The organism is Mycobacterium sp. IDUB_9 (genome assembly GCF_055419505.1).
In genome coordinates this window covers 451000-473433 of sequence record NZ_JBVAXU010000003.1, presented here as the reverse complement: position 1 = coordinate 473433, position 22434 = coordinate 451000, and the positions used below count along the sequence as shown (strand labels likewise).

The 22434-nt window shown below is 67.2% G+C and carries 23 protein-coding genes; 10 read left to right on the top strand and 13 right to left on the bottom strand.

Going from position 1 to position 22434, the window contains the following annotated elements:
- The first annotated feature begins 165 nt into the window (after nt 1-165).
- Nucleotides 166-1233 carry a DUF4192 domain-containing protein gene (locus ACZY08_RS16660; RefSeq protein WP_463745567.1) on the top strand — a complete coding sequence of 356 codons (1068 nt, stop codon included), beginning with the start codon at nt 166-168 and terminating at the stop codon, nt 1231-1233.
- Nucleotides 1234-1237: 4 nt separating this feature from the next.
- Here ACZY08_RS16660 and ACZY08_RS16655 read toward each other — a convergent pair whose 3' ends face one another.
- The 3 genes from ACZY08_RS16655 to ACZY08_RS16645 all read right to left on the bottom strand — a co-directional run bounded on the left by ACZY08_RS16655 (nt 1238) and on the right by ACZY08_RS16645 (nt 3678).
- Nucleotides 1238-1927: a metal-dependent transcriptional regulator gene (locus ACZY08_RS16655; RefSeq protein ID WP_463745568.1), complete on the bottom strand. Its 690-nt coding sequence runs from the start codon at nt 1925-1927 to the stop codon at nt 1238-1240.
- Between the two features lie 215 nt (nt 1928-2142).
- The gene (locus ACZY08_RS16650; protein ID WP_463745569.1) at nt 2143-3132 is read right to left on the bottom strand and encodes a sigma-70 family RNA polymerase sigma factor; all 990 of its coding nucleotides are present in this window, start codon (nt 3130-3132) and stop codon (nt 2143-2145) included.
- A gap of 117 nt (nt 3133-3249) precedes the next feature.
- Nucleotides 3250-3678 carry a DUF3099 domain-containing protein gene (locus ACZY08_RS16645; protein ID WP_463745570.1) on the bottom strand — a complete coding sequence of 143 codons (429 nt, stop codon included), beginning with the start codon at nt 3676-3678 and terminating at the stop codon, nt 3250-3252.
- A 77-nt stretch (nt 3679-3755) separates the two neighbouring features.
- Here ACZY08_RS16645 and ACZY08_RS16640 point away from each other — a divergent pair, with 77 nt between their 5' ends.
- The gene (locus ACZY08_RS16640; protein ID WP_044517849.1) at nt 3756-3992 is read left to right on the top strand and encodes a DUF3039 domain-containing protein; all 237 of its coding nucleotides are present in this window, start codon (nt 3756-3758) and stop codon (nt 3990-3992) included.
- On the opposite strand, the gene ACZY08_RS16635 is transcribed toward ACZY08_RS16640, so the two are convergent.
- Nucleotides 3982-4974 (bottom strand): YihY/virulence factor BrkB family protein, encoded by a 993-nt coding sequence (locus ACZY08_RS16635; RefSeq protein ID WP_463745571.1) that lies wholly within the window; start codon nt 4972-4974, stop codon nt 3982-3984. The genes ACZY08_RS16640 and ACZY08_RS16635 overlap by 11 nt on opposite strands.
- Nucleotides 4975-5038: 64 nt before the next feature.
- Nucleotides 5039-5230: a DUF7455 domain-containing protein gene (locus ACZY08_RS16630; RefSeq protein ID WP_055113266.1), complete on the bottom strand. Its 192-nt coding sequence runs from the start codon at nt 5228-5230 to the stop codon at nt 5039-5041.
- A 159-nt stretch (nt 5231-5389) separates the two neighbouring features.
- Between ACZY08_RS16630 and ACZY08_RS16625 the strand changes: the two genes are divergently transcribed.
- The 4 genes from ACZY08_RS16625 to ACZY08_RS16610 all read left to right on the top strand — a co-directional run bounded on the left by ACZY08_RS16625 (nt 5390) and on the right by ACZY08_RS16610 (nt 8794).
- A complete protein-coding gene (locus tag ACZY08_RS16625; RefSeq protein WP_463745572.1) occupies nt 5390-5764 on the top strand; it encodes a DUF952 domain-containing protein in 375 nt (124 codons plus the stop codon).
- A gap of 43 nt (nt 5765-5807) precedes the next feature.
- Entirely contained in the window at nt 5808-6446 is a 639-nt protein-coding gene (locus ACZY08_RS16620; RefSeq protein ID WP_463745573.1) for a TetR/AcrR family transcriptional regulator, read from the top strand.
- Nucleotides 6447-6533: 87 nt separating this feature from the next.
- Nucleotides 6534-7730 carry an LLM class flavin-dependent oxidoreductase gene (locus ACZY08_RS16615; protein WP_463745574.1) on the top strand — a complete coding sequence of 399 codons (1197 nt, stop codon included), beginning with the start codon at nt 6534-6536 and terminating at the stop codon, nt 7728-7730.
- A complete protein-coding gene (locus ACZY08_RS16610) occupies nt 7730-8794 on the top strand; it encodes an alcohol dehydrogenase catalytic domain-containing protein (RefSeq protein ID WP_463745972.1) in 1065 nt (354 codons plus the stop codon). The genes ACZY08_RS16615 and ACZY08_RS16610 overlap by 1 nt, the downstream gene beginning before the upstream one ends.
- Here ACZY08_RS16610 and ACZY08_RS16605 read toward each other — a convergent pair.
- From ACZY08_RS16605 to ACZY08_RS16590, 4 genes are read right to left on the bottom strand one after another with little or no spacing between them, the layout of a single operon-like run.
- Nucleotides 8766-9575 carry a glucose 1-dehydrogenase gene (locus ACZY08_RS16605; protein ID WP_463745575.1) on the bottom strand — a complete coding sequence of 270 codons (810 nt, stop codon included), beginning with the start codon at nt 9573-9575 and terminating at the stop codon, nt 8766-8768. The genes ACZY08_RS16610 and ACZY08_RS16605 overlap by 29 nt on opposite strands.
- A 2-nt stretch (nt 9576-9577) precedes the next feature.
- Nucleotides 9578-10375: an SDR family NAD(P)-dependent oxidoreductase gene (locus tag ACZY08_RS16600; protein WP_463745576.1), complete on the bottom strand. Its 798-nt coding sequence runs from the start codon at nt 10373-10375 to the stop codon at nt 9578-9580.
- Nucleotides 10376-10415: 40 nt separating this feature from the next.
- Nucleotides 10416-11360: an alpha/beta hydrolase gene (locus tag ACZY08_RS16595; protein ID WP_463745577.1), complete on the bottom strand. Its 945-nt coding sequence runs from the start codon at nt 11358-11360 to the stop codon at nt 10416-10418.
- A 26-nt stretch (nt 11361-11386) separates the two neighbouring features.
- Nucleotides 11387-13033 carry an AMP-binding protein gene (locus ACZY08_RS16590; RefSeq protein ID WP_463745578.1) on the bottom strand — a complete coding sequence of 549 codons (1647 nt, stop codon included), beginning with the start codon at nt 13031-13033 and terminating at the stop codon, nt 11387-11389.
- 147 nt (nt 13034-13180) lie between these two features.
- Here ACZY08_RS16590 and ACZY08_RS16585 point away from each other — a divergent pair, with 147 nt between their 5' ends.
- Nucleotides 13181-14620: a wax ester/triacylglycerol synthase family O-acyltransferase gene (locus ACZY08_RS16585; RefSeq protein ID WP_463745579.1), complete on the top strand. Its 1440-nt coding sequence runs from the start codon at nt 13181-13183 to the stop codon at nt 14618-14620.
- Here ACZY08_RS16585 and ACZY08_RS16580 read toward each other — a convergent pair.
- On the bottom strand, nt 14567-15580 hold the full coding sequence (locus ACZY08_RS16580) for an acyl-CoA dehydrogenase family protein (protein ID WP_463745580.1): 1014 nt from the start codon (nt 15578-15580) through the stop codon (nt 14567-14569). The two genes, ACZY08_RS16585 and ACZY08_RS16580, sit on opposite strands and share 54 nt — an antisense overlap.
- Nucleotides 15581-15616: 36 nt before the next feature.
- On the opposite strand from ACZY08_RS16580, the gene ACZY08_RS16575 reads away from it, so the two are divergent.
- Entirely contained in the window at nt 15617-16753 is a 1137-nt protein-coding gene (locus ACZY08_RS16575; RefSeq protein WP_463745581.1) for an acyl-CoA dehydrogenase family protein, read from the top strand.
- An 11-nt stretch (nt 16754-16764) separates the two neighbouring features.
- Here the strand turns inward: ACZY08_RS16575 and ACZY08_RS16570 are convergent, their stop codons facing one another.
- Complete coding sequence (locus ACZY08_RS16570; RefSeq protein ID WP_463745582.1) at nt 16765-17655, bottom strand: IclR family transcriptional regulator; 891 nt, start codon at nt 17653-17655, stop codon at nt 16765-16767.
- A gap of 134 nt (nt 17656-17789) precedes the next feature.
- Here ACZY08_RS16570 and ACZY08_RS16565 point away from each other — a divergent pair, with 134 nt between their 5' ends.
- A complete protein-coding gene (locus ACZY08_RS16565) occupies nt 17790-18857 on the top strand; it encodes an acyl-CoA dehydrogenase family protein (RefSeq protein ID WP_463745583.1) in 1068 nt (355 codons plus the stop codon).
- A 31-nt stretch (nt 18858-18888) separates the two neighbouring features.
- On the opposite strand, the gene ACZY08_RS16560 is transcribed toward ACZY08_RS16565, so the two are convergent.
- On the bottom strand, nt 18889-19680 hold the full coding sequence (locus ACZY08_RS16560; protein ID WP_463745584.1) for an SDR family NAD(P)-dependent oxidoreductase: 792 nt from the start codon (nt 19678-19680) through the stop codon (nt 18889-18891).
- A 5-nt stretch (nt 19681-19685) separates the two neighbouring features.
- Nucleotides 19686-20462, bottom strand: a complete 777-nt coding sequence (locus ACZY08_RS16555) for an SDR family oxidoreductase (protein ID WP_463745585.1) — start codon at nt 20460-20462, stop codon at nt 19686-19688.
- 204 nt (nt 20463-20666) lie between these two features.
- Between ACZY08_RS16555 and ACZY08_RS16550 the strand changes: the two genes are divergently transcribed.
- The gene (locus tag ACZY08_RS16550) at nt 20667-22313 is read left to right on the top strand and encodes a flavin-containing monooxygenase (protein ID WP_463745586.1); all 1647 of its coding nucleotides are present in this window, start codon (nt 20667-20669) and stop codon (nt 22311-22313) included.
- The last annotated feature ends 121 nt before the right edge of the window (nt 22314-22434 follow it).

Below are 22434 nucleotides of genomic sequence, written 5' to 3'. Positions count from 1 at the left end.
GTACGCGGCTCGCCGGCCCGGCGCATGTACCTCATGCCGAATACCTAGTGAACAGATGCCACCGCTTATCCCCAGCGTCGAATTCATCCACAGCTCCAGCGGTTTCACCGCAACGGCCGGGTTCGGGCGGCGGTTCGTGACGGCGCAGGTTGGCACCGTTGGGCCATGACAACACCATCGCCCTCCTCGCCAGACTTCGACTTCCACCTCAACCGGCCCGGAGCGCTGATCGCCGCGCTGCCCGCGGTACTCGGCTTCGTCCCGCACCAGAGCCTCGTCCTGGTCACCGTCGACCGGGGCGAGCTGGGCTGCGTCATGCGCGCCGATCTGGCCGATGACATGACCGAACGCATCGAGCACCTGGTCGATCTCGTGGCCGGCGCCGGCGCGGACGCGGTGATCGCCGTGGTGGTGGACGATCACAGTAGGGACTGCAGGGCGTGCGATGACCGCTACCGCGGCCTGGCGGCGGACCTCGACCAGGCCCTTGCCGCCGACGGCATCGAGCTCTACGCCGCGCACGTGGTGGACAAGGTGGCCGCCGGCGGATCCTGGCACTGCGCCGACGGTTGTGGCGAACAGGGGTGGGTGGACGATCCGGGTGCGTCACCGCTGGCGGCAGCTGCGGTGCTGGACGGTCGCCGGCTCTATGCCAGCCGTGACGAACTGTTGCAGGTCATCCGGCCGGATCCGGTCGCCAGTGCGGCGATGAAACGGCCGTTGGCTCTCGTGGCGCAGCGTCCCGGGTATCCGGATACCCGGGACGACGCCGAGGTGCGCGGTGATGTCGAGGCCGCGATGCGGGCGGCGGTGCAAGCTGCCGAGGGGGATCCACCCGGTATCGCCGTGTTGGCGCAGTTGGCCGTGGGGTTGGCCGATCCCAGGGTCCGCGACACGCTCTATGCGCTGGCGGTCGGCGAGTGCGCCGAGCAGGCCGAAGCGTTGTGGGCGCTGTTGGCCCGTAGTCTGCCGGACCCATGGCGCGCCGAAGCGCTTGTCCTACTGGCCTTTTCCGCGTATGCGCGAGGTGACGGGCCGCTGGCCGGGGTTTCGCTCGACGCTGCGTTGGAGGCGCGCCCCACGCACCGAATGGCCGGCATGCTCGACACCGCGCTGCAAGCAGGCATGCGGCCGGAGCGAATCCGGGAGTTGGCGGTCACCGGCTATCGGCTCGCCGAACAGCTCGGCGTTCAACTGCCGCCTCGACGGACGTGGCGGCGCCGGGTGGGTTGAGTGGCTAGACCTTCTCGACGCGGACCGCGTGCGCCATGTGATGGGGGAGTTCCACCTGCTCGTGCCCCGGAATCACGATCATCACGCCGCCGTGGTCGTTGGCCTCGACGGTGACCCGCGCATTCGGCACCACGCCGGCATCCTTGAGCCGGCCGATGAGCTCGATGTCACCCTGCACGTGTTCGGTGAGCTGGCGGACGACGACGGCGACCGGCAACCCGACCGGAAGTTCGGTGAGCCGGACCAGGCTGACATCGTCGAAGCCCGCCCCACCGACGCCGAGGTCCGACAGGCCCGGGATGGGGTTGCCGAACGGCGAGGTGGTGGGGTTGTCGAGCACCTGCACCAGGCGCCGCTCCACGTCCTCGCTCATGACGTGCTCCCAGCGGCATGCCTCCGCGTGGACTTCTTCCCACGGCAACCCGATCACATCAACGAGCAACCGTTCGGCCAGCCGGTGCTTGCGCATCACGGCAACCGCCAGGGCGCGGCCCTTGTCGGTCAGTTCCAGGTGGCGGTCGCCGGCGACATGCAGCAGACCATCGCGTTCCATGCGCGACACCGTCTGGCTGACCGTCGGACCGCTTTGGTCGAGCCGTTCGGCGATGCGTGCACGCAACGGCACCACGCCCTCTTCTTCGAGGTCGTAGATCGTCCGCAGGTACATCTCGGTGGTGTCGACCAGATCGTTCATGCGCGCCTTCCCAGCCCCAACGTCACCGCACAGTCTACCGTTTCCGGCTCTTGAACTGCGGCGCAACATCGGGGCGTCGGACACCTCACACAACGGGGCAAAACCCCAGGACAGGGACCCGGAACGGGCTGGCGGGGCCCCGGAAACACCCCGACATGGCCCGGATACGCAATGTGCCCCGCCGGAAACCGGCGGGGCACATCGTCCAGGGAGGCCTAGCTTGCGTAGGAGCGGAGGCGGTCGGCACGCTCGCCGTTGCGGAGCTTGGACATCACTTCACGCTCGATCTGGCGGACCCGCTCGCGGGACAGACCGAACAGCTTGCCGATCTGATCCAGGGTGCGCGGCTGCCCGTCGTCGAGGCCGAACCGCAGCCGGATCACCTGCTGCTCACGCTCGTCGAGCGTGGCCAGCACGTGGCGGATGTCGGTGTGCAGCAGTTCGGAGATGACGGCGTTCTCGGCAGACATCGCGTTCTCGTCCTCGATGAAGTCGCCCAGCGGGGCTTCCTCGTCGGTGCCGACCGGCATGTCCAGGCTCACCGGGTCACGGCTGTGCTCCAGCAGGTCGTTGATCTTCTCGACCGGGATGCCGGACTCCTCGGCCAGTTCCTCGTCGGTGGCCTCGCGGCCCAGGTTCTGATGCATCTCACGCTTGATGCGGGCCAGCTTGTTGACCTGCTCGACCAGGTGGACGGGGAGCCGGATGGTGCGGCTCTGATCCGCCATCCCGCGGGTGATGGCCTGACGGATCCACCAGGTGGCATACGTCGAGAACTTGAAGCCCTTGGAGTAGTCGAACTTCTCCATGGCGCGAATGAGACCCAGGTTGCCTTCCTGGATCAGGTCCAGCAGCGGCATGCCGCGTCCCGTGTAGCGCTTGGCCAGCGACACCACCAGGCGGAGGTTGGCCTCCAACAGATGCCGGCGCGCTGCCTCACCGTCGCGCACCACTGCGGCCAGGTCGCGTTTACGGTTCTCGCCCAGGCGCTTCTTGGTGTTCAACACGTGCTGGGCGTACAAGCCCGCCTCGATGCGCTTTGCGAGCTCTACCTCATCGGCGGCGTTGAGCAACGCCGTTTTGCCAATGCCGTTCAGATACACGCGCACGAGGTCGGCGGCAGGGCTCTGGGCGTCCAGATCACTGTCGACGCGGCTTGTGGTGGCATTTGCCATGACGGCCTCCTGATCAGCTCGAACTGTCATGATCTACAACGTCGCAGACCCCATGAGAGTTCCCGCTGATCTCCGGATTCATACCCGTTGAGCTGGGGTTTTTCCGAAACGACCTGAGAATGTCCTGAGAATGGCTAAAGAAGCCGCTCAGCTGGGCTCATCGCCGTCGGGCCGCGCTGCGTCCGGTTGCGGTGGCATAAACGGGTCCTTCTGTAACGCCGGCCGCTCCGCGGTGGGGAACAGCGGGATCCGCTCGCCGTGACCGGCATAACGCCGTGGCTCCTCGGCGCTACGCGGGGGACGATCGTTGGCGATCAGCACCGCCATCCAGGGCAGCGGTATCGACACCACGATGATCGCGAGCGAGATGAGCCCGTTCTGCCAGATGTTGTAGGCGACCGCGGCGAGGATCAGCGCCGGGATGCGGAAGGCCATCAGCGTCAGATACTTCCTGACACGCTGACGGTGCTGCACTTCGTAGGCGGGTGCGGCTTTGGTGATGAGAACCGGGCGGGCTTCCTTGCCGAAATCGTCGCCGAAATCGTCGTCGAAACTCAGCTCGTGGCTTTGTTTCATGCCTCTACTGTTCCACACCTGGACCGGGTCGTGGCATGCGGATTTCCCTATGCCCCGCAGCCAGGCACAATAAAACCATGCAGACCCAGACCATCGAGCGCCCGGACACCGACGAACGCGTCGACGACGGGACCGACGACGACACCCCGAAGTTTTTCCACTACGTCAAGAAGAACAAGATCGCCGAAAGTGCAGTCATGGGCACGCATGTGGTTGCGCTGTGCGGCGAGGTGTTCCCGGTGACGAAATCGGCCAAGCCGGGCTCTCCGGTGTGCCCGGATTGCAAGAAGATCTACGAATCGCTCAAGAAGTAGGCCGCTCTCCGGGCGGTTCGACGGCCTCGGGCGCGGGTGTTTCCGCCGGTGCCTGAGCGCCGCCGTTGTGGGCCTTGTCCTCCAGCCATTCCCGCAGTCTCCTGGCGTGCGTGTCCGACGCCGGCCACTCCTCTTGTATCGCCGCATTCAGTTCGGCGCCGAGCATGATGGCAAAACCCAGGAAGAACGCGAACAGCAGAAACGCGATCGGCGTGGCGAGTGCGCCGTAGGTGTAGCCCGTGCTGGTGATCCAGGTCAGGTAGATCCGCAGCCCGAACGTGGCGACCAGGAACACCACGGTCGCCAGGACGGCGCCGAGCACCAGGCGGTGCGTCGGAATCGGAGCCGGAAGCGAGACCCGGTAGAGCACAGTCACGCCCACCAGCACCGCGAGGAACAACGCCGGGTAGTAGCCGTACCGCAGCACGTTGTCCCAGCTCTCGGGGATGTGCTCGGAGATCGCCCGCGGCCCCAGGGCCAGGAGCGGAGCCACCCCGATGGCAGACACCAGCATGATGACGTACAGGCCCAGCGCGTAGAACCGCTGGCGTACCGGGTGCCGCAGCGGTGTCTGATCGTGCGCCTCCACGATGGAGTCCACGAAGGCCGATACCGCCGACGACCCGGCCCACAGCGAGATCACGAAGCCCACCGACACCACCTCGCCGCGGGCGCCCCTGACGATGTCGCGGATGGTCGGTTCGATGATCTCGTTGACGACGTTGGGGGAGAAGAAGCTGTTCGCCGCGTTGATCAGCTGATCCTGGATTGTCGGCAGCGTGTCCGGGCCGAACATCGGTGCGATGTACGCCAGGCTGCCGAGCATCCCCAGTAGTAGGGGAGGCAATGACAACGCGCACCAGAACGCCGCCTGTGCCGACTCCGAGAAGATGGAATCGTCCCAGCTCTTCGACAATGTGCGTCGAGTGATGTGCCAGATGTGGTGGCGTGATGGTGGTACTGGAAGTGGCTGGCCAGTCATGACCAGTCAAGCATTACTGACGAAACGTGCTCCTGCCCAGGCGGGTGGTGCCGGCCGGTGGCGGTCAGGCGTCTGCCGCGCTGGTCTCCAGCACAGCGGCAAGCTCGACCAACTTTGCTTCGTGCTCATTGGCGTGATGCTGGCAGAAGAGCAGTTCGGCCCCCGAAGGCAGCTTCGCGCGTACGCGTGCGGCCGCACCGCAACGATCGCAGCGATCGGCTCTGGTTAGCTCCGGGCTTGTCAGAGTTGCGTTCATGGCTCCTCCGTCTTCTGCTCTTCGAATCTCGGCAAAGGCGCCTTGATTGCGTATGTCTACTGTGTCAGACGTTTTGGATTCCGGCCTTGTTCCCCAAGGGTTCACCGGTGTGTCGTGTCTCACTTGGCTGCCGTGTTGCTGGCCGGGCAAGCTGACGCTATGCATCCATCGCCGCGGATCCTGGTCCACTTGTGCAGTGTCGAGGATTGGCTGACGGCCCAGCGTAGCGGGGAGCATCGTCCGGACTCGCTGAGTGTGCAGGGCTTCGTCCACCTTTCGGCTCCTGAGCAGGTGCATCTGCCGGCGAACCGGCTCTACTCCGGTCGCGGTGACATGGTGCTGCTGCACATCGATCCGGCCAAGCTGGCCGACCCGGTGCGCTGGGAACCCGGTGTACCGACGGACCCCGACGCGATGTTGTTCCCGCATCTGTACGGTCCGCTGCCGGTGAACGCAGTGATGACCACCACCACCTATGCGCCTGACGCCGAGGGACGGTTCGCCCCGATCGCCGGCGACACGCCGTCGTCGTAGAGCGCAGCTCAGCAGCCCGCTCGGCGCGTGACATGCTCGTCGGGTGTCCGTCGCCGCCCAGAACCGGCAGGGCGCGGCCACGAGGCTGCGCTTGGTGAAGGCCGCCGAACGATTGTTCGCCGCCCAGGGAGTGGATGCGGTGTCGGTCCGGGCGGTCAACGCGGCCGCCGGGCTCGGCGCGGCCTCCGTGCACTACCACTTCGGGTCCAAGGACGACCTGCTGCGCGCGGTGCTCACCGATGTCGGTGCGCCGGTGCGTGACGAGATCGCGGCCAATGTGGCGCTGCTCGCGGCCGACGCCGTTGCGCCGAGTGCCGACGCCCTTGTCCGCGCGGTCACCGAGCCCTATCTGAAACTGTTGCTCCGCCACCGGGTCCGCGGGATGCGGTGGATCAAGATCATCGCGCAGATCTCGCAGGAGAACCATCCGGTGATGCTCGAAACCGAACAGCATCTGCCCGACGAACTTTTCGCTCAGGTACAGCGAGCCTTTCCCGATTCGGACCCGGCGCGCCTGGAGCTGCGCTGGGCCATCTCGATCATGAACTTCATCCAGGCGCTGAGCCGGGCCGACGAATGGCGCCGTAACGGGAGCCGCCTGGACGAGGCCGAGTTGCGGGACTTCTACGAAGACCTGGTGAGTTTCGTCGTCGGCGGGGTCGATCGGCTGCTCGGGGGCTGACCGGTCATGGCAGTACGGCGGGGGCTTGGCACGCCCAAATTTATGGATCACTTGATCCAATCAGTCGATCCAGATAATGTGCCGGACATGTGGAACTCGAGTTCGATCAGGTTCGGGGCGTTCCTGGCGCCCTATCACCCCCTCAACGCTGATCCCGCGCTGCAGCTGCGCCGCGACATCGACCTGATGGAGCACCTCGACCATCTCGGATTCGAGGAGGCCTGGATGGGCGAGCATCACTCGACCGGGTCCGAAATCGTCCCTGCCCCAGACGTGTTCATTGCGGCAGCAGCCGAGCGCACCGAGCGGATCCGATTCGGTACCGGCGTGATGTCGTTGCCGTATCACCACCCGCTGGTCACCGCCGACCGCATCACCCAGCTCGATCTGCAGACCCGTGGGCGGCTGATCGTCGGCACCGGGCCGGGCAAGATCCCGCTCGACGCGCACATGATGGGAATCAACCCGATCGACCAGCGCCGCATGCAGGGCGAAGCACTCGAGGCGGTGCTGCGGCTGCTGCGCGGCGAGGTCGTCGACATGGAGACCGACTGGTTCACTCTGCGCGATGCGCGGGCGCAGCTGCCGACCTATGATCCCGCGGGCATCGAGGTGGCGACCGCCTCGACCATCTCGCCGAACGGATCGGTGCTCGCCGGCACGCACGGATTGTCGCTGCTGTCGCTGGCTGCCAGCTCGCCGAGCGGATTCGACGTGCTCGACCGCAACTGGGGTGTGTACGAGAAGGTTTCGGCCGAGAACGGCCATCAGGCGGACCGCGCCACCTGGCGCCTGGTCAATCCGATGTTCATCGCCGAGACCCGGGCCGAGGCCGAACGGGCCGTCAGCCGCCGGATACATGCCATCGCCGAATACGTCAACCGGCAACAGGGCATCAACCCCGAGTGGGCCCAGACTCCCGAGGGCATCATCAACCAGTGGCGCACTGACAATCTCGGCGAGTTCGGCCAGGCGATCATCGGTACGCCGGAGGATGCGATCGCCCAGATCGAGCGTCTCGTCGAGAAGACCGGCGGATTCGGCACGCTGCTGATCATGCATGTGGACATGGCCGGCTGGGATGACACCTTGCGCAGCTACGAACTCTTCGCTTCCGAGGTGGTCCCGCACTTCAAGAACCGCAACGCGGGCCGGCAGGCCAGCCTGCAGTTCGCCGAGGACAACAGCGAATATCTTCTCGGCGGTCTCATCGGCGCGATCACCAAGGCGCACACCGACTATTACGGCCAGCCTGCCGAGCAGCTCGCCGGGCAGGGGGCGTGATGCGCGCGGCGGAGTACTTCGACGGGCAATTCACCGTCACCGATGTCACCGAACCGCCCGCCGCCGGGCCGGGGCAACTGCGCGTCAAGGTTGCCGCCTGCGGCATCTGCGGCAGCGATCTGAGCATGTCCAAGGATCCGTGCCGGTTTGTCGAGGTGGCTGCCGGCGCGGGCTACCCGTTCGCGGTGTTCGACGCCACCCGGCCGGTGGTGCTCGGTCACGAGTGGGCCGGCACCGTCGTCGAAACCGGGCCGGGCGTAGAGGATTTCACCGAGGGGGACCGGGTCACCGGGCTCGGCATCACCACTGAGCACGGCAACGGGATGCCGACGATCATCGGCTACTCGAACGAATACCACGGCGCCTTCGGCGAATTCATCGTCGTTGACGCCTTCTGGGCCCGGCACGTGCCCGACGGCCTGTCGCTGGAGCACGCCGCCCTGGCCGAGCCGCTCCACGTCGGCGAGATGCACATGCAGCAGTCCGGTCTGACACCGGCGGACACCGCCTTGGTGATCGGCTGCGGGTCTATCGGTCTGGGCACGATCCTGGCCGCCAAGGCTGCCGGCGCGCACACCGTGATCGCCTCGGAGCCGTCACCCAAGCGCCGCGAGCTGGCCGCGAAGATGGGCGCCGACATCGTCGTCGACCCCGGTGAGCAGGATCCGATTGCGCTCTACGACGAGTTGAGAAGCAATGGGAAGACCGACCCGGCCGATCCGCAGGGCCTCCTGATCGCCTACGAGTGCAGCGGACGGGTCGGCACCCTCAACTCGCTGACCCACACGCTGCCGTGGGGTTCGCGCATCCAGGTGGTGGCCTCGCCGTTCGCCGAGGAGACCATCATCCCGGTGGTCGCGCAGATGCGGCAGATCGCGATCAATTTCGGGCACGGCCCCTACGACCGGGCCTACGACAAGGTGCTGGCACGGCTGGCGTCCGGCGAGATCGACGCGGAGGCGATCATCACCGCGCGGGTCGGTTTGGACGGCTTGGGTGACGCGTTCGAGGCCCTGCGCGACCCCGACGCGCACGTCAAGATCCTGGTGCTGCCGGGGGCGTGACGTCGTGGCGGGCCGGGGTTACGGGGATCCGGCCCGCACTCGCGCCACCGTCGACGGTCAGATCGGCGCCGGTGATGTACGACGACGCGTCCGAGGCGAGGAACGCGACGACTTCGGCGACCTCGTCAGGGGTGCCGACGCGGGTGAGTGGCGCACCGGGATGGCCGCCGAGCCCGCGTTCCACTCCGAGATGGGCGATCATCGGCGTGTCGATCATGCCGGGATAGACCGTGTTGACCCGAATGCCCAACGGGCCCAGCTCGATTGCCGCTACCTTCGACATGCCACGCAAGCCCCACTTGGATGCTCCGTATGCGGTGTAGCCGGCGAGTCCCTGCACTCCGGCCTGCGACGAAATGTTGACGATCGAGCCGCCACCGGCGGCCTTCATCGGTTCGGTGACGGCCTGCATGCCGAGGAACGCGCCGATGAGATTCACCCGCAGCATCCGCTCGAATCCGTCGGCGTCCTGCTCGGCCAGCGGCACCACCTTGCAGATGGCGGCGTTGTTGACCAACACATCGACGCGTCCGAAGTCGGTCATCGCGATATCGACGGCCGCGTGCCAGTCGGTTTCGCTGCCGACATCGTGCTGGACGAAACGTGCTGCGGGACCGATGGATTCGGCCACCCGCTCACCCTCCTCGTCGAGGACGTCGGTCATCACCACCTTGGCGCCGAGCGCGGCGAACAGCCGCGCCTCGGCTTCACCCTGGCCGCGGGCGGCTCCGGTGACGATCGCGACCTTGCCGGACAGATCCATGAGCTTCGCGCCGGCCATCGCTACTTCTCGTTCTGGTCGATGCCGGTCAGCAGGATCTCTGACATGCGTCGCGGGAACTCGGTGACCTTGGCCATCGCCACGATCTGGCGCGGCATGACGACGTGGCGCTTGTTGCGTTCGACGGCGTCGGCGATCGCGGTGGCCACCACCTCGGGCTCCAGTGCCGACGAGGGCAGCATGCGCAGCCGTTCGAACCGCTCGATGGTCTTGCGGGCGGGCGTGAATTCCCGGATGTGATCGATCATGTCGGTCCGCACCTCGCCGAGCTGGACGAGTGTGGTGCCCACGGGCTTGCCGCGCAGCTCGGCGCGGATACCGGCGGTGAAATGGCTCAGGCCGGCCTTGGAGGTGCCGTACAACGTCACCCCGGGGCCCTGCGCGATCGCCCCGTAGGACGACACGTTGACGATGTGACCGCGGCCCCGTTGCACCATCCGCGGCATGGCCTGGCGGCACAGCTCCAAAGGTGCGGCGAGGTTGACCTGCAGGAGGTTCTGCACGTCGGCGGCGCTGGCATCGGGGAACAGGCCGACCCGGTCGATTCCGGCATTGTTGACCAGGATGTCGACCGGACCGTCGGCCTCGACCCGGTCCAGGAGCGCCTCGACAGTGGCCGGATCGGTGAGGTCGGCGGGGTAGGCCTTGCCGTCGATCTCCTTGGCGAGCAGGTTCAGGGACTCTGCGTCGCGCGCCACCACCGCGACGTCGACGCCGCGTGCGGCGAGCACCTCGGCGATGCTCTTGCCCAGGCCGCGGCTCGCGCCGGTGACCAGAGCGCGGGAGTTCCTCAGCTTCATGGGTTGCCTTTCAGTGGGTTTGAGGTGTGGTCGGGTTTGTTCAGGCCGGGCTGTTCAGGGCGTCGCGAACGACGGCGCACACGTCTTCGGTGGCCTCGGCCGCGGCGGGGAGGTGATCGGCGAGGTTGAAGAATCCGTGGAAGCCGCGCTCGTAGCGCCGGACACTGACCTTCGCGCCACCGGCGGCGAGCATCCGGGCGTACTCCTCACCCTCATCGCACAGCGGATCGAGGGCACCGGTCAGCACGTGCCCGTCCGGAAGTCCGGTCATGTCACCGAGAATCGGCGATGCCGAGACGTCGGTCTGTGCGCCGCTGTCGCCGAGGTACTGCGCGGTGAACCACTGCATGTGCTCGGCGGTCAGCACCCCGCTGCGGGTGTGTGGGCTGGACAGCGACGATTTGCGACGCTGATCCACAACCGGGTAGATCAGCACCTGGAATGCGATGGCCGGGCCACCGTGGTCCCGGGCTGTCATCGCCACCACGGCAGCCAGATTGCCGCCCGCGCTGTCACCGGCGATGACGAGCCGGGCCGGGTCACCGCCGAGCTCGACGGCATGGGCAGCCACCCATTCGGTTGCCGCCCAGGCGTCCTCGACCGCGGCAGGATACGGATGCTCGGGAGCGAGCCGGTAGTCGACCGAAACCACAATTGCACCAATGCCGTTGGCAAGCCTGCGGCAACACGAGTCGTGTGAGTCGAGATCGCACAGCACGAAGCCGCCGCCGTGGAAATACACGAGCACCGGCAGACCGGTGCCGGACTCTGAGGGGTCGAGCGGATGGTAGATCCGCACCGGAATGTCACCGGCCGGCCCGGGGACGGTCCGGTCCGTGATGTCGGCCACCGGCACGGGTTTGGCGGGCCGGCGGCTGGCCTTGAGCCGGGCGCGTACCTCGGCAGCGGCAGCGATGGGGTCGAGTTCACCGGAGAGGATCGGCGCGAACGCGTCGCCCATCCGGCCGGCAACCTCACGCTTCATGTTGTCTTCTTGGATGCTTGAGCCGCTCACTTGGCACCCCCGGTCAGCTGGCCGCGCAGCACCTTGCCGGTGGCGTTGCGGGGCAGCGTGTTCACAAACTCGACGTCGCGGGGAATCTTGTACCGGGCCAGGTTCGCCCGTACGTAGTCCTTGATCTCGTCGGCGCCCAGAGAGGCCCCGTCGACCAGCACCACATACGCGTTGAGCCGTTGACCGAAATCCGCGTCACTGACCCCGATCACGGCCACTTCGTCGACCTCGGGATGGCTGGTGATCAAATTCTCGACCTCCAGCGGGTAGACGTTCTCGCCACCGCAGATCACCATGTCGTCGTCCCGACCGTCGATGTAGAGCCGACCGGTGTCGTCGAAATGGCCGACGTCGCCGCTGCTCTGCAGCCCATGGATCGACTCTTTGGTTCGACCGTCGGTGTACCCGGCGAAGCTCACGTCGCTGCCGGCGAAAACCCGCCCGATCACACCCGGTTCGGTGATCTGCCGGCCCGCCGAGTCGTACAGGCGGACCGCGCATCCGACCGGGGCCCGGCCCGCGGTGCGCGGATCGTGCTTCAGATCTTCGGGCATCGCCACGGTCATGACCGCGAGTTCGGTTGAGCCGTAGAGGTTGTAGAGGACGGGGCCGAACTCGGCGAGGGTGCGCTCGACCAAATCGGGTGGCATCGCCGAGCCCGAGACGAAGATGATCTTCAGCGACGAGGTGTCGTAGCTGTCGCGAACATCCTTGGGCAGAGCCAGGATTCGCTGCAGCATCGTGGGTACCACCACGAGCACGTCACAGTGGTGGTTCTGCACGGCGCGCAGGGTCTCTTCCGGGTTGAACTTGCGTCGCAGCACCAGGCGGTTGCCCAATGCCAGTGACAGCACGGCCTGGCCGAGCCCGGTCCCGTGGAACATCGGTGCGGCGAGCATGCAGGTCTGACCGCGGCGGCGCGGCACCCGGTCCAGCAGCTGCGCGGAGAACAGGGGAGAAGTCTTGCCGCGCGGCGCGCCCTTGGGAGTACCGGTGGTGCCGCTGGTCAGCAGCGTCGTGCCGCCTGGCTTGGCGGGTGCGGCGACCGGAGCCGGTGAGGTGGCGGCGATCAGGCCCTCCAGTGAGCCCTCGATGTCGGTGCTCGAGCGCTCGTCGGTCCAGGCCAGGAAGCGGCGCACGCCCGGATCGATGGCGCTGACCAGGTCGGTGAACTCCTCGTCGTAAATCAGCACGTCGACCTTCTCGCGGGTCGCGACATCGGCGAATTGCGGTTTGGCGAAGCCGGTGTTCATCAGCAGTAGCTGCGCCCCGACCTTGCCGGCCGCGGCCAGGATGGTGACCAGCCCGCGGTGGTCCCGGCACAGCGCCGCGATGACCGAGCCCGCTCCGATTCCCCGGCAGTGCCAGGCCCGGGCGAGTGCATTCACCCGGTCGTTCAGTTGGGCGAACGTCACGTCGCCCCATTCGTCGGTGATGGCGATGGCGTGGGGATCGCGGGTGGCGGCGCTGTCGATGACGGCGGCGAAACCGCCGAACTGGCGGACCAGCTTCGCCTGCCGGATGCCGTCGGACGCTCCGCCGGACAGGCCGGACTTGCGCAGCACGGCGATGCTGCGGGCGATCACCCGCAACCGGTTGACCCTGGCGGCGAGGCTGGCAGGGCGCGGAATGGCTCGCTTCATGGCGCAAACCGTAGGTCGCACCGGTCCGGCAGCGGGCCCCGAAGTCTCGCTGGGCGGGACAGCTTGTCTGGTGGGACACACGATTCGATAAGAGTGATGGCAGCCACAGAAAGAGCCGTGTCGGCGGCCGGACAAGCGAGGTTGAGAATGCGGCGTTTGAAGGGTGAGGACAACAGCTTCCTGGCATGGGAAAGCTCGGTCCAACCGCAGCACACGATGAAGGCCGTCGTGCTGGACCCCGACCAGGTTTCGGAACCGCTCACCTTCGATCGGGTCAAGACCGCCGTGCAGGGCTGGGTCGATCAGATCGAACCGTTGCAGTGGCAGTTGCTGTCCCCGCGAGTGGGGTTCGGCCGGCCGTGGTGGGTGTCGCGGCCGCAGATCGACATCGAGCATCACGTCCAGCGGACGACCGCGCCCGCACCCGGCGGTGACGAGGAGCTCGCCGCGACCATCGGTGAGATCTTCGAGGTGGCGCTCGACCGCGACCGACCGGCGTGGCAGCTGTGGTACGTCGACGGCCTCAAAGACGGCCGGGTCGCCCTGGTGCTCAAGATTCACCACGCCGTCGCGGACGGCACCGCATCGCTGCGCCTGCTCGAAACCCTGTACAGCACCGATCCGGCGACACCGCTCCCGCAGCCCGGGCAGACCCGACTGCGTAACGAGCAACGCCCCGCGCCGTGGGTCTGGTGGCCGCTGGTACTGCGTCACCAGATTGCGGCGCTCGCCCGTTTTCCCGGCATCATCGCCCGTACCGCGGCGGTGACCCGGGTGATCCGCCGCCGGCAGAAGGCCGGAAAGCCCGGCTACGCAGGAGCTTTCGCCGCGCCGGCGATGCCGTTCAACGAGCCGTTCTCGGCCAGCCGCCGATTCGCCTACCGGCGCTGCGACGTCACGGAGATCAAGCGGGTGTCGAAGGCATTCGGAGTCACCATCAACGACGTTTTCCTGACCATCTGCGGCGGCGCCCTGCGTGACTACCTGGTCGAGAGCGGGCAGGCCGGTGAGGAGAGCTTGACCGCTGTCGTGCCCGTCTCGATGCGCCCGACGGAAACCGAGGCCGAGTGGGGCAACAAGGTGGCGAGATGGAACGTCGAACTCGCGACGAACATCGCCGATCCGGTGGAGAGATTGGCGGCGGTCGCGTCGGCGACCCGGGCCGCGCGCGAGGTGCAGGCAGAGCGGGACGCCTGGCTGCAGCACGACTGGATGGAGTACTGGCCGCTGTTCTGGTTGTACTCGCGGGTACTGCCGATCCTCGGGGCCAAGATGAAGCGCCGCCCGATGTTCAGCCTGATCGCGTCCAACATGCGCGGCCCGCAGGAAACGCTGTACTGGGGTGGTGCCCAGATCGAGCAGCTGATCTCGTCCGGGCCGATCGTGTTCCCGATGGGGTTGAACTTCACCGGGTGGAGCTACCGCGACGAGATGGCGATCTGCGTGCTCACCTGCGGTGATCAGGTGTCGGACCCGTACGGTATCGCCGACCGTGTGCCGCAGGTTCTGGCCGAGTTGTCGGCGCGGGCGGGTTCAGCCGCCGGCGGGCCGGTCGATGCTTCGGATCGTCAGGCGGTATCCGGCTAGGACGTCGAGCCAGAGGCGGGCCACCGGGTCCGTTGCGTCGAGCGCGTGCCGGCTGCCGCTGCTGAGCAGTTGGTCGGCGGCGTTGCGCGCGCGGGTGACGGCCTGTCGCAGTGCTGTGGCGGCGCCGTCGTCATCGGCGCTCAGTGCTGCGGTGAGTTGCAGTCGGGCGGCATCGATGTCGGATTCCGCCGTGGCCACCAGTACCGCCGAGGCGGTCAGTTCGGTGGTGTCCTCACTGCCGTAGGAGGTGGCCAGCCGCCGACGGACCTGACCGACGTGCGCCTGCCACGCACCGGACGCTGCGCCGACGACGGCAGCGGCCTGTCCGGCTCCGGCAAGGATCCGGTAGGGCAGCGGTTTCTGATCGAATTCGCCGGTGCCCCAAAGATTGTCATCGGATGGCGAAAACACGGAGCTCTCGTCGACAACCGCGTCCGACACCGTGATGTCGCCGATTCCCGCTGCGTCCAGGCCACGCCGGTCGACGCCGCCGTCCACCTGCGCGACACGACGGGGGAGAAGGACATGGCGCACGGAATCCCCGGCATCCCCTTCCAAGGCGCTGAGCAGCAGCCAGTCTGCGACGTCGGCACCGGTCACCGATTCCCAGCGACCGGTCAGCCGAAACTGCCCGCGCACGGGAGCCAACCGTCCCGTCGGTGCTGCGCACGCGGTCACCAACGCTCCGGCGTCGGCGTTCCACACCCGTTCGGCGGCATCGTCGCCCAGTGCGGTCACCGCATGAGCCGCGGCGTTGACGGCCGCGGCGAACCATCCCGCCGATCCGTCGCGCGAGGCGAGGTCGGCCACCGCCGCGACGTATTCGCCCGGTGACACCGCGCGTCCGCCGTACCGCACCGGCTGCAGCAACCGACCCGATTCTGAATTACGCACGACGGCAATCGATTCAACGGCCGAGATGCTGGGCTCGACGCCGGGTACACCGGGCGGCTCAGCCATATGACCTCCTGGGAGGGGCGACGAATGGTATTCACGATGGTGACACACTCCGACGGGCAGAACAGGGCGGCAGCGATGACGCAGAATGTGCGCGGCGCGGTGCGCCAGGCACTGCCGGCGATCGCCGCGGCGGCAGCCGATGTCGACCGCGCCGCGGCCGTCGACCCCTCGGTGATCTCCGGCCTGCATGATGCCGGCTTCTTTGCGATGCTGCGGCCCAAGGCGTTCGGCGGGATGGAGGCCGACCCGGCCGAGTACCTGGCGGTCACCCGTGACCTGTCCGCGGCCTGTACCTCCACGGGCTGGCTCGCCGGGTGGTTGGGTGTCAACACCTGGCATCTCTCGCTGTTCGATCACCGTGCCCAGCGCGATGTGTGGGGCCGGGATCCGCGGACCCTGCTCTGTGAGTCATACGCCCCGACCGGTCGGCTCGAACGCGTGGGTGACGCATTCCGGTTGTCGGGCCGGTGGAGCAGATGCACCGGAATCCTCCATTCGTCGTGGCTGATGGCCGCTGCGGTGCTGGTCGGTGAGGATGGTGCGGCCCAGGATTTCCTGGTGGCACTGGTACCGCGTGAGGACTACGTCGTGGAATCCACTTGGGACAGCGTGGGATTGCGCGGTATCGGCGCGCACGACGTCGTCGTCTCGGGTGCGGTGGTGCCGCGGTACCGCACGTTCGGCTGGGTCAGCGGTGACCAGCTCAGCTCATTGGCTCCGCTGTACCGGTTGCCGCAGCCGACCATGTACACCCACACGGGCACGGTTCCCCTGCTCGGAGCGGCCGAGAACATCCTCGGCGCGTTGCGGCCCCGGGCCGGTTCGTCGGTCGATCCGGTGGCCATGGCGTGTAGCGATCTGGAGTTGTCGATCCAGCAGATCGAACGCAACCTCGGCGACCTCATGGACTGTGTGCGTGCCGACCTTGCCCCGGATAACGACCTGGTGCTTCGATCGCGCCGCGACCAGGTACTGGCCTCCGAACGTGCCGTCGCGGCCGTCCGGACATTCATGGCGCACTCGGGAGGTGGCGACACCGGGGACTCGCTGGTGGAACGGGTGTGGCGCGACATCCAGACCGCGCAGACCCACGTTGCCAGCAATGTGCAGCAGGTGCTGGCGCTCGTCGGCCGCCACTCATTCGGCATGGAGGTCGACGAGATCATCTGGTAGCCGATGGGAAGTCACACCCACGCGTCGGAGGTGAGCGTCCGCAGCACGCGGGACAGCATGTTGTCGGTCGCCTGCGCTTGTGACGTCGCTGTCGATGCGGAGTCGCGCGCGCTGGATTGCCGGGAGCCGAGTTGCTGGGATATGTGCCGGGCCGCCCGGATGACGAACGGTGCGGTGCGCTGCAGTCGGTGCAACGGAACCGCGCCCGTCAGCGACAGGCCGGCCACCTCGCCGTCGGTCGAGCGCAGCGGGGCCGCGACACTGGTCAGGCCGATCGCCAGTTCCTCGTTGTCGTAGGCGAGCCCGTGCCGGGACCGGATCCGTGCCAGTTCGCGGTGCAGCGTCTCCAGATCGGCGATGGTGGACCGGGTGTGCCGTGCCAGCCGTTGGCCCAGGACGGCGTCGACCTCTTCGGCGGGCAGCTGGGCCAGCATGGTCTTTCCCAGTGCGCTGGCATGTGCGGGTGTGTGCCCGGCGACGCGGGTGGGCACCACCGCGCTGTTGCGTCCCGCCACCTTGTCGAGGTAGACGACGTCGCCGCCGAACAGCACCCCGAGGTGAACCACCAAACCGGTGTCCGCGTGCAGACGGGACAGGGTCGGCGATGCCACGCTGCGCAACTGCGAGTGGTCGACCATCCTGGTCACCGGCAGCGGGGAGGCGGCAAGCGCATAGCCGTCGGGGCGGTGCTGCAGGAGCCCGGCGCTGTGCAGCTGTTTGAGGATCCGGTGTACCGAGGACCGGGGCAGGCAGGTCCGGCCGGCGATCTGGTCCAGCCTCAGATGCTTGCCCGGTTCGTCGAAGGTGTTGAGGATCAGGGCGACGCGATCCACCATCGACACAGCGGTGTCACGCTGCTCGGCGGGTGGCGGTGAGGCCGCCTTGCTGATGGAATCCGGCACCAGTTGATGCTCCTCGGACGTCGAACACTGAGTCACCCACGATCCCACTCAGCGAGATCCGGCCGCAAGCATTTGGCGCGGTACCTGACCATGGTCGAGGGCAGACAAGGGAGTTCTGGATGCGTGGTGTTGAAATGACCAGGGACGTTCTGGACGGAATCAACGAAAATGCCGATCGGATACAGGCGCTCGGACCCGTCAACGAGAAGCTCGGCCGGCTCGAGAAGCGGGCCGTCGAGGCGCTGCGCGAGTCCGCCGTGATGCACATGCTGCAGCCCGAGGAGTTCGGCGGAATCGAGACCCATCCGGGCGACTTCGCCGAAGCCGTGCTCGAGATCGCCCGGCTGGACGGGGCGGCGGGCTGGGTTGCCGGTTCGGTCGGTGTGCCGCCGTGGGCATTGGCCTCTGCAGACCGGCGCCTGCGCGACGAGGTGTGGGAGGCCGACTCAGACGTCTGGATCGCCTCGGCGCACGCGCCGGCCGGACTGCTCCTGCCCGTCGACGGCGGCTACCGGCTCTCCGGCGAGTGGCGATCGGTGGCGGCCATCGACCATTGCGAGTGGGTTGTCGTCGGCGCCCGCGTGGTCGGTGCCGGCGACACCGACGGACTCGGGTATTCGCTTGTGCCGCGGGAAGATCTGCGCATCGACGACGAATCCTGGAATGCCATCGGATTGATCGGCACCGGAAGTAAGAACATCACGATTGATGACGTGTTCATCCCGGGGCATCGCCTGCTGAACCACAACAGGATCGTCGACGGCACCGCGGCAGGACACGCGGGCCTGCGCAATCCCATTTACCACATTCCGCTCAGCACCATTGCGCCGCTGGGAATCACGGCCGCGGTGATCGGCATGGCCGAGGGCGCACTGGGTCACCATCTCGAGGCCGCCGGCGCACCCGGTCCGGTCGAAGAACACGCGGCCGCCGAGATCAGGGCGTCGCGGCTGGTCCTGCTCGACACGCTCACGGCGTCCTTCAACCGGGTGCTAGACGGGCCGATCGACACGGGGATGCGGGCACGTGCACGCCGCGACCAGATCGCCGCGGCCCGCCGGGCGGTGCGGGCGATCGATGAGATCGTCTGTCACTCAAACGTTGACGCCCTGCGCCGCGGCAACCCGGTGCAGCGGTTGTGGCGGGACGCCCACGTCGGTCTGGCGGCTGTCGTCACCGAGTCGAAGGTCGTCGCGCCGTAACCGAACGGTACGACGACCTTCGTCACCTTGATCAGGCGTGGGTACCGCCGTCGATGCGGATCTCGGTGCCGCTGATGAACGCACCGTCGTCGGACACCAGCATCGCGATCACCCCGGCGACCGCGGACGGGTCACCCATTCCGGCCCCACCGGAAGCCAGGGTGGTCGGCATGATCGGCGACAACTTTGCGAACAACGACCAGTCGCTGTCAGCGGGGACGAGTCCCGGTGTGGCATCGGTGATTCCGGATTTGATGCTGCCGGGTGCCACACTGACCGCCCGCAGACCCTGCTTGCCGTACTCGAGCGCGAGTGCGTGCGTCATGGCCTGGATCCCGCCCTTGCTCGCTGCATAGGCCGCCATGTAGGGATGGGCGAACGCCGCCGAGGTCGAACTGAAGTTCACGATGACACTCTGCGGGTTCTCCAGCAGCGCCGGCAGCGCCTCGCGGATCACCAGGAATGTCCCGGTGAGATTGACGCCGATGATCTGGTTCCAGGCCTGCAGGCTCATCTCGTGGGTGTGCACCGCGCGCAGCATGCCCGCGGCGTTGACCACCGAGTCGAGGCCGCCGAGCGCCTCGACCGCGGTGCGCGCGCCCTCGATCACCGATGCCTCGTCGCCGATGTCCATCGTGAGCGCGGTGAGCCGGTCAGCGGTGCCGGCCTGCTGCGCGCTCTGCCGGGTGGCTTCCAGGCCTTCGGCAGAGATGTCGGCGCCCACCACGGCGGCGCCCTCGTCGAGCAGTCGCAGCGCGGTGGCCTGACCGATTCCGGATCCTGCACCGGTCACCAGGATCCGGCGGCCCTCAAGTCGCTTCATGATTGTCACTGTCCCATCACGTATTTGACGGTCGGCCCGGCGGTCCAGCCGCCGTCGACGGCGATCTCGGCACCGGTGACGTAGGTGGAGGCACCGGACAGTAGGTAACCTACGGCCCCGGAGATCTCATCGGCCTCACCGACGCGGCCCATCGGGGTGTTGGGGTAGTTGCCCTCACCTTGCGCGATGCCGATCTGTGCGGTCATCGGCGTGTAGGTCATGCCGGGATGCACCGAGTTCACCCGGATCCGGTCGGGCGCCAATTCCACCGCGGCGATCTTGCTCAGTCCGCGCACGCCCCACTTGGACGCGCCGTACCCGGCCGTCAGCGCCAGGCCCATGAGGCCGGCGGCAGACGAGATATTGACGATGGAGCCGCCGCCCGCGGCGCGCATCGGCGCGATGACGGCCTGCAGGCCGTTGAAGACGCCCACGAGGTTCACCTCGAGCACCGTGCGGAAATGATCCAGCGGCTCGTGCTCGATGAACTGCCCGGTTGAGACGCCGGCGTTGTTCACCAGGCCGTTCACTGCACCGAATTCGGCAGTGGTGAGTGTGACTGCCGATTGCCACTGCGCCGGGTCGGTCACGTCGAGGTGGGCGAAGCGGGCGTTGCCGCCCAACTCGGATGCCAGTTTCGCGCCGTCGTCGTCCAGCACATCGGCGATGACGACCTTGCCGCCGTGCGCGACGATGTGCCGGGCGAAGGCCTCGCCGAGGCCGCGTGCACCGCCGGTGACGATCGCCACCACATCCGACAAGGTATCCGGACCTGCCTGCATCCCAACAACTTCCTTTCGTGTGGATCGGCTTTCGTGTGGATCGCGGCGGAAGTCGATCTCAGCGTCGCCCCTGACCCGAACGCCACCATATTCCCGGCGTTCACGTCGGCCTGAGTTTGTGCCGGTGAGTGAGACAACGGCAGCCAGTGGCACATCGTCGTTCGTAACGTGACGAACCGAAGCGCCAAGCGAAAGGCATTGATTGTGACAGCCCGACCGACACCTTCCGATATCGCCGACAACACCCCGGACGTGGTGGACGTGGTGGTGGTGGGCGCGGGCTTCGCGGGCCTGTACGCACTGCACCGCCTTCGCGGCCAAGGACTTTCGGTCCGGGTGTTCGAGGCCGCGGCAGGCGTGGGCGGCGTCTGGTACTGGAACCGCTATCCAGGTGCTCGGTGCGACGTCGAGAGCGTCGACTACTCCTACTCGTTCGACCCCGAGCTTGAGCAGGAGTGGAACTGGACCGAGAAGTACGCCACCCAGCCGGAGATCCTGGCCTACCTCAACCATGTCGCCGACCGGTTCGACCTGCGGCACGACATCTCGTTGCAGACCCGGGTCACCGATATGGTGCTCGACGAGAAGACGCTGCGCTGGGAGGTCCGCACGGATCGGGGCGATGTGGTGTCCGCCCGCTTCTGCATCCTGGCGGTCGGACCGCTGTCGAACGCGAACATCCCGGCGATCGACGGATTCGACTCGTTCGCCGGCGATGTCTTCCACACCGCGCACTGGCCGCACGAGGGCGTTGATTTCACCGGCAAGCGGGTGGGAGTGATCGGTACCGGATCCTCGGGCATCCAGGCGATCCCGTGCATCGCGAAAGAGGCCGAACAGCTGTACGTCTTCCAGCGCACCCCGAACTACAGCGTGCCCGCCGGCAACATGCCGCTCGACGAAGAGACGCGCGCCGCGCAGAAAGCCGACTATGCCGAGCGGCGCAGGCTGTCGCGGCTCAGTGGCGGTGGCTCACCACATCAGCCCCACCCCAAGTCCGCACTGGCCGTCTCCGATGACGAACTCCGCGAGACCTACGAGCGCCGTTGGCAGTTGGGCGGGGTCCTGTTCTCGAAGGCTTTCCCGGATCAGCTCGTCACCATCGAAGCCAACGACACGGCACGGCGGTTCTGGGAAGGCAAGGTGCGGGCCGTCATCGACGACCCGGCCGTCGCAGACCTGCTGATCCCCAAGGACCACCCGATCGGTGCCAAGCGAATCTGCACCGACGACAACTATTTCCAGACCTTCAACGCCGATCATGTGCAACTGGTGAACCTGCGGGCAACGCCGATCGAGCGGATCGACGCTGCCGGTATCGAAACCGCCGACGCGCACTACGACCTCGACGCGCTCGTCCTGGCCACCGGATTCGACGCGATGACCGGCTCGGTCCAGAAGCTCAACATCGTGGGCCGCGGCGGCCGCACCCTCAACGAGGCGTGGGCAGAGGGACCGGCCACCTATCTGGGGCTCGGCGTCGCCGGTTTCCCGAACCTGTTCAACATCGCCGGTCCGGGCGCCCCTTCGGTGCTGGCGAACATGGTGCTGCACTCGGAGCTGCACGTGGACTGGGTGGCCGATGCGATCACCTACCTCGACGCCCAGGGTGCCCCCGCAATCGAGGCGCGCGAGGACTCGGCCGCCGAGTGGGTGCAGGAGTGCACCCGCCGTGCTGCCGGAACACTTATGCCGCAGGCGAATTCGTGGTACCTGGGGGCCAACATCCCCGGCAAGCCCCGGGTGTTCATGCCGTTCGTCGGCGGCTTCGGGGTGTACAGCGAGATCATCGCCGATGTCGCCGCGGCCGGTTACAAGGGCTTCGACATCCACCGTGAGTTGCCGGCCTAACCGGCCGGCGGCAACAACGCGCCGATCTCGGCGCGCAGGCTCTCACCTCGCACCGACCTGTACCGCTGAGCGAGACTCCCACCTCCCGGCCCTGACGGCAGTGGGCACCATCACAGCGCGC

Coding starts and splice junctions, on each gene's coding strand:
- ACZY08_RS16660 (WP_463745567.1), top strand. CDS start 166: ATGACAACACCATCGCCCTCCTCGCCAGACTTCGACTTCCACCTCAAC.
- ACZY08_RS16655 (WP_463745568.1), bottom strand. CDS start 1,927: ATGAACGATCTGGTCGACACCACCGAGATGTACCTGCGGACGATCTAC.
- ACZY08_RS16650 (WP_463745569.1), bottom strand. CDS start 3,132: ATGACAGTTCGAGCTGATCAGGAGGCCGTCATGGCAAATGCCACCACA.
- ACZY08_RS16645 (WP_463745570.1), bottom strand. CDS start 3,678: ATGAAACAAAGCCACGAGCTGAGTTTCGACGACGATTTCGGCGACGAT.
- ACZY08_RS16640 (WP_044517849.1), top strand. CDS start 3,756: ATGCAGACCCAGACCATCGAGCGCCCGGACACCGACGAACGCGTCGAC.
- ACZY08_RS16635 (WP_463745571.1), bottom strand. CDS start 4,974: ATGACTGGCCAGCCACTTCCAGTACCACCATCACGCCACCACATCTGG.
- ACZY08_RS16630 (WP_055113266.1), bottom strand. CDS start 5,230: ATGAACGCAACTCTGACAAGCCCGGAGCTAACCAGAGCCGATCGCTGC.
- ACZY08_RS16625 (WP_463745572.1), top strand. CDS start 5,390: ATGCATCCATCGCCGCGGATCCTGGTCCACTTGTGCAGTGTCGAGGAT.
- ACZY08_RS16615 (WP_463745574.1), top strand. CDS start 6,534: ATGTGGAACTCGAGTTCGATCAGGTTCGGGGCGTTCCTGGCGCCCTAT.
- ACZY08_RS16610 (WP_463745972.1), top strand. CDS start 7,730: ATGCGCGCGGCGGAGTACTTCGACGGGCAATTCACCGTCACCGATGTC.
- ACZY08_RS16605 (WP_463745575.1), bottom strand. CDS start 9,575: ATGGCCGGCGCGAAGCTCATGGATCTGTCCGGCAAGGTCGCGATCGTC.
- ACZY08_RS16600 (WP_463745576.1), bottom strand. CDS start 10,375: ATGAAGCTGAGGAACTCCCGCGCTCTGGTCACCGGCGCGAGCCGCGGC.
- ACZY08_RS16595 (WP_463745577.1), bottom strand. CDS start 11,360: ATGAAGCGTGAGGTTGCCGGCCGGATGGGCGACGCGTTCGCGCCGATC.
- ACZY08_RS16590 (WP_463745578.1), bottom strand. CDS start 13,033: ATGAAGCGAGCCATTCCGCGCCCTGCCAGCCTCGCCGCCAGGGTCAAC.
- ACZY08_RS16585 (WP_463745579.1), top strand. CDS start 13,181: ATGCGGCGTTTGAAGGGTGAGGACAACAGCTTCCTGGCATGGGAAAGC.
- ACZY08_RS16580 (WP_463745580.1), bottom strand. CDS start 15,580: ATGGCTGAGCCGCCCGGTGTACCCGGCGTCGAGCCCAGCATCTCGGCC.
- ACZY08_RS16575 (WP_463745581.1), top strand. CDS start 15,617: ATGGTGACACACTCCGACGGGCAGAACAGGGCGGCAGCGATGACGCAG.
- ACZY08_RS16565 (WP_463745583.1), top strand. CDS start 17,790: ATGACCAGGGACGTTCTGGACGGAATCAACGAAAATGCCGATCGGATA.
- ACZY08_RS16560 (WP_463745584.1), bottom strand. CDS start 19,680: ATGAAGCGACTTGAGGGCCGCCGGATCCTGGTGACCGGTGCAGGATCC.
- ACZY08_RS16555 (WP_463745585.1), bottom strand. CDS start 20,462: ATGCAGGCAGGTCCGGATACCTTGTCGGATGTGGTGGCGATCGTCACC.